Source organism: Geomonas diazotrophica, assembly GCF_019063885.1.
In the GTDB taxonomy this organism is placed as follows: domain Bacteria; phylum Desulfobacterota; class Desulfuromonadia; order Geobacterales; family Geobacteraceae; genus Geomonas; species Geomonas diazotrophica.
In genome coordinates, this window is sequence record NZ_CP077684.1 from 797,124 (window position 1) to 812,534 (window position 15,411).

Annotated in this window: 18 protein-coding genes and 1 riboswitch; of the genes, 12 read left to right on the plus strand and 6 right to left on the minus strand. The window is 58.2% G+C overall.

What is annotated here, in order from left to right:
* Positions 1 to 256: 256 nt before the first annotated feature.
* Entirely contained in the window at positions 257 to 532 is a 276-nt protein-coding gene (locus KP003_RS03435) for a GSU3473 family protein (RefSeq protein ID WP_239027604.1), read from the plus strand.
* Between the two features lie 7 nt (positions 533 to 539).
* Here KP003_RS03435 and KP003_RS03440 read toward each other — a convergent pair whose 3' ends face one another.
* Positions 540 to 2,831: a coiled-coil domain-containing protein gene (locus tag KP003_RS03440; protein WP_217300364.1), complete on the minus strand. Its 2,292-nt coding sequence runs from the start codon at positions 2,829 to 2,831 to the stop codon at positions 540 to 542.
* A gap of 63 nt (positions 2,832 to 2,894) precedes the next feature.
* Positions 2,895 to 2,971: riboswitch (cyclic di-GMP riboswitch) on the minus strand.
* 361 nt (positions 2,972 to 3,332) lie between these two features.
* Here KP003_RS03440 and KP003_RS03445 point away from each other — a divergent pair.
* Complete coding sequence (locus KP003_RS03445; RefSeq protein WP_216500423.1) at positions 3,333 to 3,539, plus strand: hypothetical protein; 207 nt, start codon at positions 3,333 to 3,335, stop codon at positions 3,537 to 3,539.
* A 305-nt stretch (positions 3,540 to 3,844) separates the two neighbouring features.
* Complete coding sequence (locus KP003_RS03450) at positions 3,845 to 4,537, plus strand: C40 family peptidase (protein ID WP_239027605.1); 693 nt, start codon at positions 3,845 to 3,847, stop codon at positions 4,535 to 4,537.
* An 81-nt stretch (positions 4,538 to 4,618) separates the two neighbouring features.
* Here KP003_RS03450 and KP003_RS03455 read toward each other — a convergent pair whose 3' ends face one another.
* The 3 genes from KP003_RS03455 to KP003_RS03465 all read right to left on the minus strand — a co-directional run bounded on the left by KP003_RS03455 (position 4,619) and on the right by KP003_RS03465 (position 6,972).
* Positions 4,619 to 5,173 carry an NADPH-dependent FMN reductase gene (locus tag KP003_RS03455; protein WP_216500419.1) on the minus strand — a complete coding sequence of 185 codons (555 nt, stop codon included), beginning with the start codon at positions 5,171 to 5,173 and terminating at the stop codon, positions 4,619 to 4,621.
* 139 nt (positions 5,174 to 5,312) lie between these two features.
* Positions 5,313 to 6,434 (minus strand): sensor histidine kinase, encoded by a 1,122-nt coding sequence (locus KP003_RS03460; RefSeq protein WP_216790556.1) that lies wholly within the window; start codon positions 6,432 to 6,434, stop codon positions 5,313 to 5,315.
* Positions 6,435 to 6,606: 172 nt separating this feature from the next.
* Positions 6,607 to 6,972: an MGMT family protein gene (locus KP003_RS03465; RefSeq protein ID WP_367620867.1), complete on the minus strand. Its 366-nt coding sequence runs from the start codon at positions 6,970 to 6,972 to the stop codon at positions 6,607 to 6,609.
* 298 nt (positions 6,973 to 7,270) lie between these two features.
* On the opposite strand from KP003_RS03465, the gene KP003_RS03470 reads away from it, so the two are divergent.
* The 6 genes from KP003_RS03470 (at position 7,271) to KP003_RS03495 (ending at position 10,584) form a co-directional block, all read left to right on the plus strand.
* The gene (locus KP003_RS03470) at positions 7,271 to 7,609 is read left to right on the plus strand and encodes an ArsR/SmtB family transcription factor (RefSeq protein ID WP_216500413.1); all 339 of its coding nucleotides are present in this window, start codon (positions 7,271 to 7,273) and stop codon (positions 7,607 to 7,609) included.
* Between the two features lie 158 nt (positions 7,610 to 7,767).
* Positions 7,768 to 8,715 (plus strand): permease, encoded by a 948-nt coding sequence (locus tag KP003_RS03475; protein ID WP_217300366.1) that lies wholly within the window; start codon positions 7,768 to 7,770, stop codon positions 8,713 to 8,715.
* A gap of 14 nt (positions 8,716 to 8,729) precedes the next feature.
* A complete protein-coding gene (locus KP003_RS03480) occupies positions 8,730 to 8,960 on the plus strand; it encodes a thioredoxin family protein (protein WP_216790560.1) in 231 nt (76 codons plus the stop codon).
* Positions 8,957 to 9,334, plus strand: a complete 378-nt coding sequence (locus KP003_RS03485; protein ID WP_216790562.1) for a thioredoxin family protein — start codon at positions 8,957 to 8,959, stop codon at positions 9,332 to 9,334. The genes KP003_RS03480 and KP003_RS03485 overlap by 4 nt, the downstream gene beginning before the upstream one ends.
* Positions 9,331 to 10,017 carry a cytochrome c biogenesis CcdA family protein gene (locus KP003_RS03490; protein WP_217300367.1) on the plus strand — a complete coding sequence of 229 codons (687 nt, stop codon included), beginning with the start codon at positions 9,331 to 9,333 and terminating at the stop codon, positions 10,015 to 10,017. Before KP003_RS03485 ends, KP003_RS03490 begins: the two co-directional genes overlap by 4 nt.
* Positions 10,018 to 10,173: 156 nt before the next feature.
* Positions 10,174 to 10,584, plus strand: a complete 411-nt coding sequence (locus KP003_RS03495; protein WP_216500407.1) for a hypothetical protein — start codon at positions 10,174 to 10,176, stop codon at positions 10,582 to 10,584.
* Between the two features lie 78 nt (positions 10,585 to 10,662).
* Here the strand turns inward: KP003_RS03495 and KP003_RS03500 are convergent, their stop codons facing one another.
* Positions 10,663 to 11,265: a DUF6944 family repetitive protein gene (locus tag KP003_RS03500; RefSeq protein ID WP_217300368.1), complete on the minus strand. Its 603-nt coding sequence runs from the start codon at positions 11,263 to 11,265 to the stop codon at positions 10,663 to 10,665.
* A gap of 150 nt (positions 11,266 to 11,415) precedes the next feature.
* Here KP003_RS03500 and KP003_RS03505 point away from each other — a divergent pair, with 150 nt between their 5' ends.
* From KP003_RS03505 to KP003_RS03515, 3 genes are all read left to right on the plus strand, one after another.
* A complete protein-coding gene (locus KP003_RS03505; RefSeq protein WP_216790565.1) occupies positions 11,416 to 11,925 on the plus strand; it encodes a hypothetical protein in 510 nt (169 codons plus the stop codon).
* 675 nt (positions 11,926 to 12,600) lie between these two features.
* The gene (locus tag KP003_RS03510; RefSeq protein ID WP_217300369.1) at positions 12,601 to 13,239 is read left to right on the plus strand and encodes a hypothetical protein; all 639 of its coding nucleotides are present in this window, start codon (positions 12,601 to 12,603) and stop codon (positions 13,237 to 13,239) included.
* Between the two features lie 17 nt (positions 13,240 to 13,256).
* Positions 13,257 to 13,823: a hypothetical protein gene (locus tag KP003_RS03515; protein ID WP_216790569.1), complete on the plus strand. Its 567-nt coding sequence runs from the start codon at positions 13,257 to 13,259 to the stop codon at positions 13,821 to 13,823.
* A gap of 128 nt (positions 13,824 to 13,951) precedes the next feature.
* Here KP003_RS03515 and pdxR read toward each other — a convergent pair whose 3' ends face one another.
* Positions 13,952 to 15,343: a MocR-like pyridoxine biosynthesis transcription factor PdxR gene (pdxR, locus tag KP003_RS03520; protein ID WP_216790571.1), complete on the minus strand. Its 1,392-nt coding sequence runs from the start codon at positions 15,341 to 15,343 to the stop codon at positions 13,952 to 13,954.
* Between the last annotated feature and the right edge of the window lie 68 nt (positions 15,344 to 15,411).

Consider the following 15,411-nt stretch of genomic DNA (forward strand, 5'->3'; position numbering starts at 1 on the left):
CATGTGAACACCTCCTGATTATTATTAAAGATTTCAAACACAAGGTAGAAACTTAGCAGTTGTTCATGAAATAGCAAGGGCGCTACGCGTTTTTTGACGACGGTTCTTGCTCGGGCACAGGGGACGGTGACGGGCACGCCGCGAGCGGGTCGCCTGCGGCGCTACCGGCGCTCTCTCCCGCCAATAAGCCCTTGAATCGGTGGGGCCCGTGGGATAGAATGCTTTAGGTGGCTGGCATGATTTATGAAGAAAGGGGGTGGGTGTCGAATTCGACGATTCAGGTCAGAAAGGGGAGTACTACCAAACGGAGAACCGCATGGGCGTCACGGTGATTTTTCACAACGGGGAAGAGAAGAAGGTCCCTTCATATATGCTTGATTACCTGATCCGGGAAAAGAAGATCATCGCCTTTCAGAGGTCTTCCGGGTGGGTACAGATCGGGCGTGACCCGATACGGAAGTCGCAGCAGCCTCTCACCAGGGCAGGGGAGAGGTGGAGCGACTTCCTTTTCAAGAGAAAGCAGCAGGCTTGAAGCCGCGTCATTTCGTTTCGGCTAACCTCAAGGCCGGGCACCGCTTGAGGCGATCCCGTCGTTTCGGTCCGGTCGCCTCGAGCGGAACCCGCTCCATCATCAGCCCTACCTCCTCAGCGAAGCTTATGGCACCGCGTACCGTCCTGGCGTAGGAATCGTCGTCCTGGGGCTGACTCTCCGGCAGGTAGACCCTGGTCCGGTGGCTCTTCGTGCCGTAGATGGCGGCGAAAACCCGTTTCCCCTCCCCTTTGCTCAGACAGCAGATGTACCCCTGGCAGCTTTCCTGGCCTCCCGTTCCCTCCGGCGAGAGGTAGGCGTTGTTGATGGACTGGTGCAGTTCCAGGACGTTTTCTGCGGCCGGGCATTCGATGGCGTCGAGGCCGGTTTCCAGCAGGAAGCGGACCGGCGCCGCATCGTCGCCCGCCGAGAAGAAGCCGTCCTGCAGCTCCCCCAGGGGAACGAACGAGGTTTCCTGTCCTCCGAAGGAGTAGTCTCCCGCCGTTTCGGTAGCCGCGGGGATCTCGTCAGCGTCTGCCGCCGTGTCCCACGGATGACCGAGGAGAGGCGGCGCCTGCAAGTCGGCGAACGGAGGGAGAGTGCTTTCCGTGAACGCCGGAAGCGGCTCCAAGGCATCCTGGAGTCCCGGCAGGATCCGGCCCGTGAAGAGTTCCTCGCCCTGGCGGGGCCTGGCGGGCTCATCACCGCGCCCCGGGGGGGGCGCCGACGTGGTCTCCTCCATTGGTTCGGGGGGGGACTGCCGGGCACGCATCCATTCCGGTTCGTGCCCCGACTTTTCGACCCGTGCAGCCACCTGCCCCTCTTCCAACACGGCGACTCGCTGCAGGGCTGCATCCCTTTCGGCCCCCATCCGCTCAAGCTCCTGTCGCAACCGCGCCGACTCGCCATCGGCTGCGGACCGCTGCAGCTCTTCGCTGGCGGCCAACCGCGCCAGGGCCGCGTCCCTTTCGTCGCCGACGCGCTCCAGTTCCTGGCGCAGCCGTTCCAGGTCGGCCTCTGCACTCCCCTTCGAACCGTCCTCAGAAGCAAGCCGCTGCAGTGCCGCATCCCTTTCCGACATCACGCCTGCCAGTTCCTTCCGCAGGGAAGCCAGCTCCCCTTCCTGCTTTCTTACGGACGCTTCCAGTGCCTCGATCCGCTGCAGGGCCCGCGCGGCCTCGTCGGAGGTCCTCCCGAGTTCCTGCCTGGTCTCGTCGAGTTGGGTCGCCGCTTCCCGGTGTTGCTGCGTCACCGATCCCACGCCTGCCAACGCCGCGTCACGTTCGGCGCAGAGCTTGGCGATGTCCTGCCGGGCTTGGGCAAGATTTTCCACCATCGCGTCGCGCTCGCGCGATATTTCGGCGTTCCGGTTCGCCGCTGTCTCCAGCTCCAGGGCAAAGCCGTCGGCCTGCTTCTGCAGTTCAGAGATCTCGGTGTCTTTTGCCGCCATGAGTTCGTCGGCCTGCCGCTGCCGGGAAAGGAGCGCGTCCCTTTCCCCGGCAAGTTCCTCCAAGCTCTTCCGCGCGGCCGCAAGTTGGTTTGCCGCCTCGCTCTGTTGCGCCGCGAGCTGTTGCAGCTGCTCCGTCAGGACATCCCGCTCCGTCGCCAGGGTCCGCTGCTCGTGTTGCAACCGCGCCAGGGCGATCCCGAGCTCCGCAGTTTCGGTTCCTTCAGCCGCACGCGCGGCGGCCGGAGAGCCGACCGGGGCATCAGTCGGAGCTTTGGAGGGAGCGGCAGTCGGAGGAGTGGACGGAGCGATGGCGGAAACATGGACGGGAATAGGGACGGGAATAGGGACGGGAATAGGGACGGGAACGGCAACGGGAGATGTGATTGCGGCAGGCGCTTCAGGAGCCTCGAGCTCGCTCTTGTGAAGGATGGGGAGGACCGGGGCGCCGGCGAGACCGTGCTTCAGGTTGCCGGTCCCCTTGGTTCCGGGAAGGCGCAGGACCTTGGTGTTGCGTACCACCACCTCGCGCATTGCCGGGCTGTAGCTGAGATCGACCCGCTCCGGCGCGAAACCCATGGCCCTGGCGTAGCCGAGGGCTTTCTCGACTTCCCTGGGATACTCCTGCTCGCTCCTGCCCTTGCCGGGGGTGGTGTAGACGTAGATCCTGTGGTCGTTCACCACCAGGGAGAGGTACACCTTCACCAGTGTCTTCCTTCTGATCGCGCAGAGGTAGGCTTCCATGGTCTCGGAGCGTTTGTCGGAGCTCCGGGTGATGGGGGAAGAGCGGTAGATATCGACGACTTCTGATTCGGATACTTCGATACAGCCGATGGTGCTATCGAGTGCCAGCATGAGACCTCCAGTATCCGCTACTCGGTTACCGAACAAGAAAAGCCGCGTTGCCTAATATGATATTTCGGCAACCCGGCTGTCTTCGTGAGACCCAATGGGCTTTCCGTCCCACCCTCGCGGGTGGTTTAGTATTATCGTGTATCGATCTGTATGAGAGGGCGGCCGGGGTGGACCGGCCGCTATGTCTATGACGTTGAATACATTACACTATTACGGGGGGGTAAAGCAACCGGCATTTGACTGAGAGCAACCTGCCGGCGTCACTCTGGGTGACGGCCTCCCGATAAATAGCAAAGGGACGATTTGCAATTCGCTCGTACGGGGAAGTTGACTTTCATGTGAAGCTGCATAGAATCGTATACAGAAAAAACGGCGGCCGTTTTAATGGGGCCGACGGCAGGTTCTTCGTGCTAAGATAGTTGATATAACGGAGAAAAACCTGCGAACTGGATTTGAAGCTGGAATCTTCATTATTTTGTTGTGGCAGGGCAGGGGGACTTCATGGCGAATATAGAGCACGACAAGAACGGGTTTACCTGTGAGTGCGGCTTGCGTAACGAATACCCCGGTTACGTGCAGGCCCACTGGAGCGTCAGGCTGTCCTATTCCTGCGCTTGTCAAAGACAATACATCCTTTACCGCGGCACGGTGGTGAAGACTTCGCGGGAGTCGTCAGAGATTTCCGACAGCGAAGCCTTCGGCGACTGAACCTTCACCTCCCGTCATCAGCCAAGCCTCTGCATCCATCTCCCTTCCAGCGTGTCACCCTTTCCATCTTGGCTGCCTAATTGCAAGTCACACCACGGCCGTTCCATCTTCGCTGAAAATGCCGCCAAAACCGGCGCTGCTCCGCGCTTGGGGGGCAACGGCAGTGACGGAGCGTTGACTCGCGTCAAAAACGCGCCAGCTGCGGCACCCCTATCTGCCGGGGCTACACCACCGAACCGAGTGAGAAAATGACCATAAATCCTTTGCAGGTAACATCCACCTTGGCGTCGCTCCGTGACGCGTGCGTGGAAAAGAAGATCCCTGCCGCATCCTCAGGGTTCGAGTCGCTGCTGCAGTCAGTCAGTGCAGCGGCCGGCAGGGAGGCGGTTTCTCCCCAGGTTGCAGCCGAAATGCTTCGGATCCAGATGATGCAAAGCACCCTGGCCCTGTCCGTTTCCGGCTCCGGTTCCAACGCCTCTTCCTTCCAGTCGACGCAGTCGTTGCCCGGCGCCCTCGAATTCGGGCTTGGACTCCCCACCGCCTACCGCGGAACCGCGGCCCTGGAGACGGCAGAGGTGGAGGGCGAACCGGTGCCCGCACCCCTTCCACCCATGAGGCCCGCGGCGGCAGCCGAGGTAGAGCAGATCGAGGAAACCGCGGCGCAGTACCTTGGCACCCCTTACCGGTTCGGCGGCGAGGGGGCGGACGGTATCGACTGCTCGAGCTTCGTGCAGCAGGTATTCCACGCCAACCAGATCGACCTGCCGCGAACGGCCCGGGAGCAGATCAACGTCGGCAGCGACGTCCCCCCGGGCGAGTTGCGCAAGGGGGACCTGGTGTTCTTCCAGACCTACGCGGAGTACCCGTCCCACGTCGGGATCTATCTTGGCGACGGCAAGATGATACACGCCTCATCCGGGAAAGGGGAGGTGACCATCTCCGACATGAACAGCGACTATTATCGACCGCGTTATCTCGGCGCCAAGCGCATCATCTGATGGCCTGCTGTGCCGCCTGACGAAAAAGCCCACCGGGGTCTGAGCCGGTGGGCTTTTTTTGTGTAGGTTGCCTGCGGGGTATCATTCGGCGTGGCGCTTCACCCACTGAACGTAGCGGTCCATCCACCCCTGCAGGAATTTGATCGTTTCGGGACTGGTGATGGCGCCTGCCGCATCGAAGAAGCCTTCCTTGACCTGGATGAAGACCTCCGGCTGCCCCATGGTCGGGACGTCGAGGTAGGCCAGGGTGTTGCGCAGGTGCTGCTGGGCCAGTGCGGTGCCGATCTGCCCGATGGAAGCCCCGAGGACCCCGGCGGGTTTCCCGGCCCAGGCGCTGGTGCCGTAGGGGCGCGAGGCATTGTCGAGGGCATTCTTGAGCACCCCGGGCATGGAACGGTTGTACTCGGGCGTGACGAAGATGAGCCCCGTTGCCGCCTTGACCTCGCTTTTCAGGCGCACGACCGACTGTGCCTGGTTGTCATCCTCGTCCTGGTTGTAAAGCGGCAGGTCTCCTATCTCCAGCATCTTGAAAGAGAAGTCGGCAGGCCCGAGCTTTACCAGCGCGTTGGCCAGCTTGCGGTTGATCGAATCGCGGCGCAGGCTCCCCACGATAACGGCTATCTGATACTGACTCATACGCCTCTCCTCCCTTGATAGCGAAATAATCACAGCTATGACTATAGCACTCGATCATTGCTTTGCTATCAGGAGCGGCAATAAGGCCCGAATCAGGCACGATTAGGGGATTCTCGGCGGTTTGAAGGGGGACGTCCGGTCAGCTTGCAGGTATCAGGAACTTGAACAGGGTTCCCTGCTGTGTGGAGGAGGAGAAGCTGACCTTGCCACCCAGCATCTTCTCGCCGATCAGTTGCATGGAGAAGGTTCCCACGCCGCGGCCCGCCCCTTCCTTGGTACTGAAGCTGCGCTGGAAGATCCGGCACTGGATCTCCTGCGGGATGGCCTTTTCATTCCAGACGCAGAATTGCAAGGCGTCCTGCTCCTGCTCGAACCAAAGCTTCACCTCGCCATGCTCCTCCGTTGCCTCCAGGGCGTTCATGACCATGTTCGACATCACCCGCAATGCCAGTGACTTGTCGGTCTTCACGGTAAGCGACGGGAGCGAGTCGGGGAGCTGCATCGACTTGTCGGCTGCGGCATCGTGCTTGACGAATATCCCTTTGAGCTCGGCCAGCAGTTCGGCAGCGGTCGTGTCATCGTGCGATGGGCGGTACTCGAGGAAATCGTTCTTGAAGAGGCACTTCTGGATCTCCATTTCCTTGTACAGTCTCTGGGCGGCACGATAGATCATGGCGGCCAGCTCGGACTGATTTTCCCGGACCAGGTACTGGCTCGCCCCCAGCAGCCCGGTGAACATGTTGCCCATGTCGTGGAAGAAGGTTCTCTCCAGCGCCGCGCGCAGATGCTCCAGGGTTACGTCGTGCAGGAAGAGCAGGATGAAGGTCCGTTCCTCCAGCTTCAAGGCACTGGCACGGACCATTATCGCGTAGTCCGCGACCGCCTCCCCCTTCCGGGTGGTAAGCGAGCAGAGTTCCTCCACCGGCTTACCGTCGGCCAGCACGGAAACCATGGCGATAACGGCCCCGCAGGTGCTGCAGTGCCGCGTAGTCCCGCAGCCGTGCGGCTCGTCAGCGCAGTGGATGCACCCGAGCGCTTCGCCAAGGCGGAGCCCCAGTACCGAACCGGGGTCGTCGACGCCGAGGGTTTTCAGGAAGGAGACGTTGAGGCCGACGACCTGTCGGTGCTCGTCCAGTACCGCTATCAATCCGCCTATCGAGTTCAGCAGTTCGTGGATAATCGGGTTAGTTGCGACTTTGGCGATTTCTTCTTTGAGCTGTTCTTCGGTAGCGCGTTCGGCGGGAGCAAAATAGGTGTCCACAACAGCCTCCAAGGGAAATCCGATCAGAACAAGCTGTCTATGCCAAAGCGATGGTCGGGGGGGAAGGGAAGTTCAATGCGGACTAATTTAATCTTTTTCTACTTCTCATGTCAATTGGTTATTACAAAGGGTTCATGGTCGTTCGTCAGGAAGACGTGTTATCGCGCCCCGCTCATACCGATACCGTGTAAAGGAAGGCTTCTTGGGGGCGCCAGCGGTAGAGGTGAAGCGGGATGCGCCCGTGGGAGTCGAAGCGGATTCCCTCGTCCTCCAGCCGCAAGCGCTGCAGTTCATCCGCCTCGCTGCCGCCGGAACGTGGGCTGATCTCTCCCTTGGCGTTGATGACGCGATGCCAGGGGACCGACGGATCGTTGAGGGCGCTCAGCGCGTAGCCCACCTGGCGAGCCCGTCCGGGCAGTCCCGCCAATAGGGCTATCTGCCCGTAGGTCGCGACCTGACCTCGGGGGATCCGGGAGACGGCAGCATAGATGTTTCTATAGGTGGATGAGTTCATCGCATGTCGGCAACGGAGTTTCATAGTCAACCAGAGGGTGAGAAAATGCGCAGGCGGACCGAAAACAGGGTTTCGAGTCGTTCTGAGCGACCGATCAAACGCTGCAGGGGCGTATCTGGCGCAATCGGGCAAGCAGGACGGACTTTACCACGAATCGATGCTGCGGAGCAAAGCGGTTATTGCGGAGCGTGAAGCCGGGCGGACGGTGCCTCTCCTTGGCCATCTGCCCCGACCCGGCTCCTTCCAGGCGCGTTTTCTCAACCAGTAACGCGCCGGCAACCTTTTATCTTGACATATTCGCTTATCCGGATATATTGCCAGCATGAAAAACACGGTTCAATATTTCAGAGCCTTGGCGGATGAAACCCGCCTCCGCATATTGGCACTCCTTCTGAACTCGGGAGAACTCTGCGTCTGCGACCTCACAGCAACGCTGCAACTTCCGCAATCGACGGTATCCAGGCATCTGTCCTATCTAAAGAACGCAGGATGGGTGAACGACCGCAGGGAAGGGGTCTGGATCTTTTACATGGTCTCCGCGGATAACGACCTTAAGCGGCAACTCGCCGAGGTGCTCAAAGAGCGTTTGGCCGACATCGCCGTCGTAGAGGAAGATATCAGGCGACTCGCCTCCTTTGCCGAAGGCGCTCACTGCGCCTGATTTTTTTTGTCATAGACATCCGTCCATTCGGATGAAAAGAAACGTTCATGGAGTCCCTGCGACGCGATGCGATGAGGGGCCGGGTGGCGAACTGGGTCCCTTCGGCTGCACCGTGGTGCGCCGCCGAACTGATGGACCCGTAGAGAAAGGAAAGCGGGATGCTGAAGGCGTTGGCTGATTATCTGGTTTTCGGGGTTTTCGGGATGGCCCCCGGGAGCCGCCTGGGTGAGGCGCTGGATTTCTTCGTCTACGACACGATGAAGATATTCCTGCTGCTGACCACTATCGTCTATGTCGTGGCGGTGATCCGCTCCTACTTCTCCCCGGAGCGTACCCGGCGCATCCTGTCCCACAAACGCGAGCACGTCGGCAACGTCCTTGCGGCCCTTTTGGGCATAGTCACCCCCTTTTGTTCCTGTTCGGCCGTGCCCCTGTTCATCGGCTTCGTCGAATCCGGCATACCGCTCGGTGTCACCTTTTCCTTTCTCGTCTCCTCTCCGATGGTGAACGAGGTGGCGCTCATCATGCTCTGGGGGCTGTTCGGCTGGAAGATCGCACTTATCTACATCGGCTCCGGAGTCGCGGTGGCGGTTGTCGCCGGAATGGTTATCGGCAGGCTCCGCATGGAGCGGCACGTCCAGGACTATGTCTGGGAGATCAAGGTGGGGGCGGCGGAGCTTCTGGAACAGACCTTTCGGGAAAAACTCGAGTACGCCAGCGGCTACACGGTAGGGCTGCTGAAGAAGATCTGGCCCTACGTGGTCGTCGGCATCGGCCTGGGAGCCTTCATTCACGGATACGCCCCTGAGGATCTGCTGGTCCGGTACGCAGGTCGAGACAACCCCCTGGCTGTGCCGATGGCGGTACTCATCGGCGTTCCGCTGTACAGCAACGCGGCAGGGATCATACCTGTGGTCCAAGCCTTGATGGAGAAGGGGCTCCCCATGGGGACGGTGCTTGCTTTCATGATGGCGGTTACGGCCCTGTCCCTTCCTGAGGCCGTCATCTTGAAGAACGTCTTGAAGACAAGGCTTCTCTGCACGTTTTTCGGAATCGTCGCTGCTGCGATCGTGGTCGTAGGTTATATGTTCAACGCAATTTTATAGAAAGGAGAAAGAGCATGAAAATCGAAGTCCTGGGGACCGGATGCGCCAAATGCAAGACCCTGTATGAGAACGCGAAGAAGGCGGTAGAGGAGACCGGCACCGCTGCGGAAGTGCTGAAGGTTGAGGATATCCCCACGATCATGAAATACGGGGTCATGAGCACTCCGGCACTGGTCATCGACGGCCAGGTGAAGTTCTCCGGCAAGGTGGCGTCAGTAGTGGAAATCATGGGGATGCTGGCATGAGGCGCCTGCTCTTCGTGGCCACGCTGCTGATCGCCGTTCCCGCCCATGCCGAGCTCCCCTCCGCCTCAGGCGCCGATATCCGCCACGCTCTCGCCTCCGGTAAGCCCACGGTCATCGACCTCGGGGCGCGCACCTGCATCCCCTGCAAAAAGATGGCACCGATCCTGGAGGAACTGGCGGCAAAATACCGCGGGAAGGCCTCGGTGCTGTTCATCGACGTACATGCCGACAACGCCGCTGCCGAAAGGTTCAAGGTCCAGATGATTCCGACGCAGGTATTCTTCGACGCCAAAGGGCGCGAGGTGAAAAGGCATGTCGGTGCACTGGAAAAAGCGGATCTTGTCAGGGAACTGAACGCGCTGGGGGGGCGGTGAGTTTCCTTGACAACGCCGAACAGATCATCGCCGCCTACCCCCTGATCGCCTTCGGGGCGGTCTTTCTGGCCGGGGTGCTGTCCTCGGCCTCGCCGTGCGTGCTGGCGACCATCCCCTTGGTGGTCGGTTTCGTCGGCGGGTACGCCGATGGTGACCGGGGGCGCGCCTTCAGATACTCTTTGGCTTTTGTGCTGGGGCTGTCGCTGACGTTCACCGCCTTCGGCGCGGCCGCGGGTCTCTTCGGCACCATGTTCGGCACGCTGGGGGGATGGTGGTACGTGGCCGCAGCAGCGGTGGCCGTCACCATGGGGGGGCAGCTCCTCGGGCTGTACGAGTTGAGCTGGTTTTCCGGCATCAATTACAGGCCGAGTCGGGGAGGGATGCCGGGAGCGTTTATCCTGGGTCTATTCTTCGGTGTGGTTTCATCGCCCTGTGCGACACCGGTCCTGGTGATCCTTCTGACCGTGGTGGCCGCCAAGGGAGAGCTCCTCTATGGCATGGCGCTGCTGTTCACGTATGCCATCGGTCACTGCCTCCTTATGCTCGTAGCTGGGACTTTCACGGGGTTCGTCGACTCGTTCATAAAGGCGAAGGGGGTTGTCGCTTTTTCCACGTGGACCAAACGCGGAGCGGGGGCGCTGGTTACCGCGGTGGGCATCTTCCTGCTTTTGCAGGCCTTCTAGCCCGCCGTTTTCATTGTCGGACCAGGCGCTTTATTTTTTTTCTCCGCCTGGGTTGCGTAGCTTTGTGCCGCGTTGTATATATTTGTGCGTGGCGGATAGATTAGTGGTTGTTAACTTAGCGTGACCCCTTCGCAGACGCGAAGGAAGGAGGTTAAGGTGGCATATCACCGAATATTGCGAAACTATCGGACCATAGGGCCAACGAAGTTTCATGGCCTGAACCAGAGATTCAAAAACTCTCTCTTGGATATAAACAAAATTCCGGCGTGGTTCTGGGCGGCGTATCCCAAACTGCGAGAGGAGTATCTCGAGGCGTCGGACAAATATGCCGTGATTTACCACGAGTCGATGCTGGGGGGCAAACTGGCTATTGCTGAGCGCGAGCGCCTCCAGGAAGAACTCGTCGGGTACCTTGATGAGATCGCCTCTCTGCTGGAAATGGCAGCGGTGCGCAATCCTGAACTCCTTATCCTTTCTGGGTTCGATCTCGCCAAAGAAAGAAGGAGCCGCTCCAGGGCCAAGAAAGCTGCTGCAGCGCACGACGACCAGGACAGTGTCCCTGCTTGATCCCCTCCAAGCTCCGCCACAAGAGCCGCAGTGCAGAAAAGGATGGGGGGACTAAGGTCCCCCCTAACTTTGTTTCCTTCAGACCCTCCGCCTCGAAAGCAGGGTAGTTCGCCCCTGCACATTCCCGTTGCCTGCCTCTGATAGATCACCGAACACGTCGCGTAAGCCACCTAACGCCTCATGCGAGTCACCGGACGCGTCATGCGAGTCACCGAACGCGTCGAGCGAGTCACCGAACCCGTCGAGCGAGTCACCGAACCCGTCGAACGAGTCACCGAACCCGTCGAACGAGTCACCGAACGCGTCGAGTAAGTCCCCGAACGCGTCGAACGAGTCACCGAACGCGTCGAGTAAGTCACCAAACGCGTCGAACGAGTCACCGAACCCGTCGAGTGAGTCACCGAACGCGTCGAGCGAGTCACCGAACGCGTCGAACGAGTCACCGAACGCATCGAGCGAGTCACCGAACGCGTCGAGTGAGTCACCGGACGCGTCGAGCGAGTCACCGGACGCATCGAGCGAGTCACCGGACGCATCGAGCGAGTCACCGGACGCGTCGAGTAAGTCACCGGACGCATCGAGCGAGTCACCGGACGCATCGAGTGAATCACCGGACGCGTCGAACGAGTCACCGGACGCGCTGGGCGAGCCACCCGATGCGCCGAGTCGGTCACCGGACACGTTGTGCGAGTCATCGACGGCCCTGGGAGGCTCGAACTGGGCAATACTGGGAAAATTTAGCTTGAACAGGAGGTAACGTTAATTTAAAGTGGCTAACTGCTGTGGTTTCTTGACCATCCCCAGTTTGCCATTCAGGAGGTGTTTCCGCTCATGTCGTTTCGTAGTCTTTCTCTGCTACTCATGGTACCTGTTGTTGCTGGCTGCGCCATAGGTGTTCCACAGAACCGGCAAGAGTTCGTGGACATGTATAAGGATGCGAAGGTATTCGGCAAGGCCGAGCACTACACCATCAACCGTTCGGCGAAATCGGTTACCGCCGATGTAAAAGCGTACGCTCAAAAATGTCTCAACGTCCGGGTCGTGGATCCGCCGAATTATGCTTTGAAGGAGACGGGAGGTTCGACAACGTTCCGGCCGCGATTTGAAAGTCTAGGCAAGGACACCACCGCGCTCACGCTGCAGGAGGAGTATAACGACAGCCAGATGTCAGGGGCGCCGCGGGATGGTCTCTACACCTTGGTGGCCGAGATTCGTCCGGCAGGCAAAAACAAGACAGAGCTCGACATCTACCACGCCAGGCGCGGCAAGATTTCCGATCCCCTAAAGCAATGGGCTGATGGCGACAAGTGCGCCTGCCCGTCCCTGAATCGAGGCTGGTAAACCAGCAATATAAGACTTCGGGAATAACTGTCCCTCATGGTTGATGACCATTCTGACGAGTTGAATCATGATCATTAAGTACAGCCGGGTACCCTCTGCCTGTTCATTGTCGTCAGCCTCGCAATAGGGGTGCCGCTGCTGGTCGCGCTTGCTAAGCACTCTATCGCCCCAAAGTTCTCGTGGATAGCGTGGATGCTCGTAATTGTCTCGGCCTTGATCCTACTGCGAGGTGCTCAGCTTTTGGTGGCGCCACCAACCATCCTGAGACTTGATTCCGCAGGGGCACATGTTCACTATCAATTCGGAAGGTCTTTCACCAGGGATGCCGATCTATTGCCGTGGGAACTGATTGATAGGATGCAGTGTATAAGACTCAGAGCGAAGGACACACCTTCTATTGGGCCATAGAGCTCGCTTTGGCTGCACCTCCTTCTTTCGACCTCACCAAAAGGAATGCCTTGCCCGGGGGGGTGATCGACAAAACTGATCCCAACCTGTTCTACCTCGACACGTTTGTTCTCAGTCTCCCGAGAGAAAAAGCCTTTGCGGCTTTGGAGTCCGCATGGCATCAGTGGAAAAGGGGGCAGGGTACTTCAGCCGATCTTATGAACTTATCTGTGTCACTCCGATGATTGTCGTATGTTCCACGGAAGAGGACAGATAAAGGGAGAATACATGCTTTTAAAATTAATTTTACTGTGTCTTTTTCTTGCAACCATGTTTGGGTGTGGTGGGCAAGACGGACAAAATACCGCAGTTGCGGGTTCGCCGGATACTACACCAATAAAAAATGCAACGTTGTCCGAGTATCAGTTTGCTGCAACAGTTGAGGGAAAAATGGGAAATACACCATTTCCTGTTGCCATAGGAGACACTGTCACTGGAACTTTTTCTTTTGATCCAAAACTGGTAGATAACTTTATCCTACCAACGCAAGGAGGATACTTTCAGTCCCCCCCAGCAACTGCACAGGTTAATATCGGATCAGTTATATTTAATGCCGATCCCGATGACAAATGGTTGGGATACGTATTAAGAGTAAATGACAATGACGCAAGCGTTGCCCCAACTCGTGACGAATTCTCGTGGGATGCAGACGATTCGGCATTAGCTGCATCGTTTGGTTTGGACCGCGTAAGTGTCACATTCTCGTTGACAGATCTCACAGCTACAGCGCTAAACGGGGATGCAATTCCTACCAATATCAATTTGGATGATTATACTTCAGGATATTTGTATATTTCGGCGTCAAAAGGTAATGCAGCTTCATTTTATTTCTATTCAAAAATCAAATCCATCATCAAACTGCGATGACTTTTATGGGGTAGGCCGTGCTAACTGCGCTGAGTTTATGGATAGGCCTTTTTGTCGTTGCGGTGGTGTTAGCATGTGTCAGGTGCCTCTTGCACAATTCTTTTTCTCTCACCTATGGGATAGCTATATCCAAAAAGGAGCTCAATAATGTCAATGGGTTCACCATTCCGCCAGTATATATATTAGAAGCCATCTTTGATCAGGATATAGCGACGTGGAAACCGTCGCTGATTTTCAAGCAGGTCAATGCGAACGAAATACTGATGAAGGAGAAGGATGAGTTTACATTGGGATATCATGTAAAGCTGGGTGGGCCGGTATATGGCAAAGTGAAATACGATCCCTACCACCTTACCCTGTCATTAACCTGCTACTGTAGCCTAACCTTTATCGGCATATTACTCGTCGTCTTCTTCGGACTTCTCCCTTGGTATTACCGTGCTGATCCCTCCATAGATATAGCAAATCTCAGACTTCTAGTCCTGGTGTTCTGCTCTCCTGCACTCCTGCTCGGAGCTTACCAAGTGCGGACATATGATAAAGTCTTTCTCTATCTGTCCAGTAATAGGGCAACAAGGACGTGAGGAGTGTGATTTGAACCCGACGCGGCAGTATGCGGACACCGATTAAGTTGAAAAGCGACAAAAGAAAAGGGGACAGGCTACTTTTACTCCAGACTGCTGGAGATGGAAAAGTAGTCTGCCCCCTTTTTTCAGCAGATCTGGGAGAGCAAGGCAATGCCTTGCTCGATCTCGCTGCCGACCAGTCCACCAAAGCCGAGCACCAGTGTGACCGCTTCCGGATGGCCGGTGACGTGGAAATCCGAAAACCGGAGCAGCCGAATACCCTTTTGCGCCGCCTTGTCTATGATCTCCGCTTCACTGTAGGGCGTTTCGGGGAGCCTTATGACGACGTGCAGCCCGGCGCCCTGGCCGATGACGACGGCCCGTCTGCCAAAATGGGTCTCGACCGATCGCAGCAGCATGTCGTGCTTCTTTTTATAGACCGTGCGCATGCGCCTGATATGCCGCTCCCAGTGCCCCTGCTCCATGAAACATTCCATGGCTCTCTGCTCAACCAGCGACACCGAGGAGTTGTAGTCCCTGTAGAGCTGGCGGTACCTCGCCAGCAAAGAGTAGGGAAGTACCAGGTAGCTCAAACGGAGTTCGGGGGAGAGTATCTTGGAGAAGGTCCCCGAATAGATGATGTTCCCGGTCGGGCGCAGGCCCTGCAAGGAGGGGATGGGGTTGCCCTGGTAGCGAAGCTCGCTGTCGTAGTCGTCTTCGATGATGAACCTGCCACCGGATTCCGCCCATTCTATCAATGCCAGCCGGTTGGCCACCGGCATCACGTAACCCAGGGGGAGCTGGTGCGAAGGGGTGACGTAGGCGATGGTGGCGCTGCCGGCCTTGAGCTGGTCCAATTCGATCCCGCCAATACCGACGGGAACAGGACAGATGGTATAGCCATGGTTCTGGAAGACGGTACGGGGCAGGTGGTAGCCCGGATTCTCAACCGCTACCATCGTATGCTGCCCTTGCAGCAGGTGCGCGATGATCTCGAGGCCCTGGTGCAGACCGGCGCTGACGATGATCTGGTCCGGGTCACAGGTCACGCCGCGCGATTTCTCCAGATAACTGTGGATGGAGCAGCGTAATCCCCAGCTTCCCTGGAGGTCGCCATAGTGGCTGAACTCCCGGCTGTTGCGGCGCAGCCCCTCTGTCAGGCATTTTCGCCAGAGTTCGGTGGGAAAACTTTCCGGATCGAGGTGGGCAGGATGGAAATCATAGGCAAAGTGGGACTGGTAGGGCTGAACTAAGTTGTTTTCGCCTTTTTTGCCGGACAGGGAGTGCGGTGCAACCTCATGGTCGAGGGGCGACACGAAATAGCCGCTGCGCGGCCTGCTGTAGATGTATCCCTCGGCATAAAGCTCCTGGTAGGCTCCATCGACCGTGTTGCAACTGGCAGAAAGCTCTACGGCCATCTGTCTCACCGACGGAAGCCTGGTATTTGCAGGCAGCTTGCCTGACAGGATGTGCTCTCTGAGCTGGGTGTAGAGCTGTTTGTACAGCGGCACCGGATCACTGCTATTCAGGATGAACATGCTGCCCCCGTCTCCTCCAAGGTTTGGCTGCGCGTTAAGCAGGATCTGCCCCTCAACGCGACTCGCAG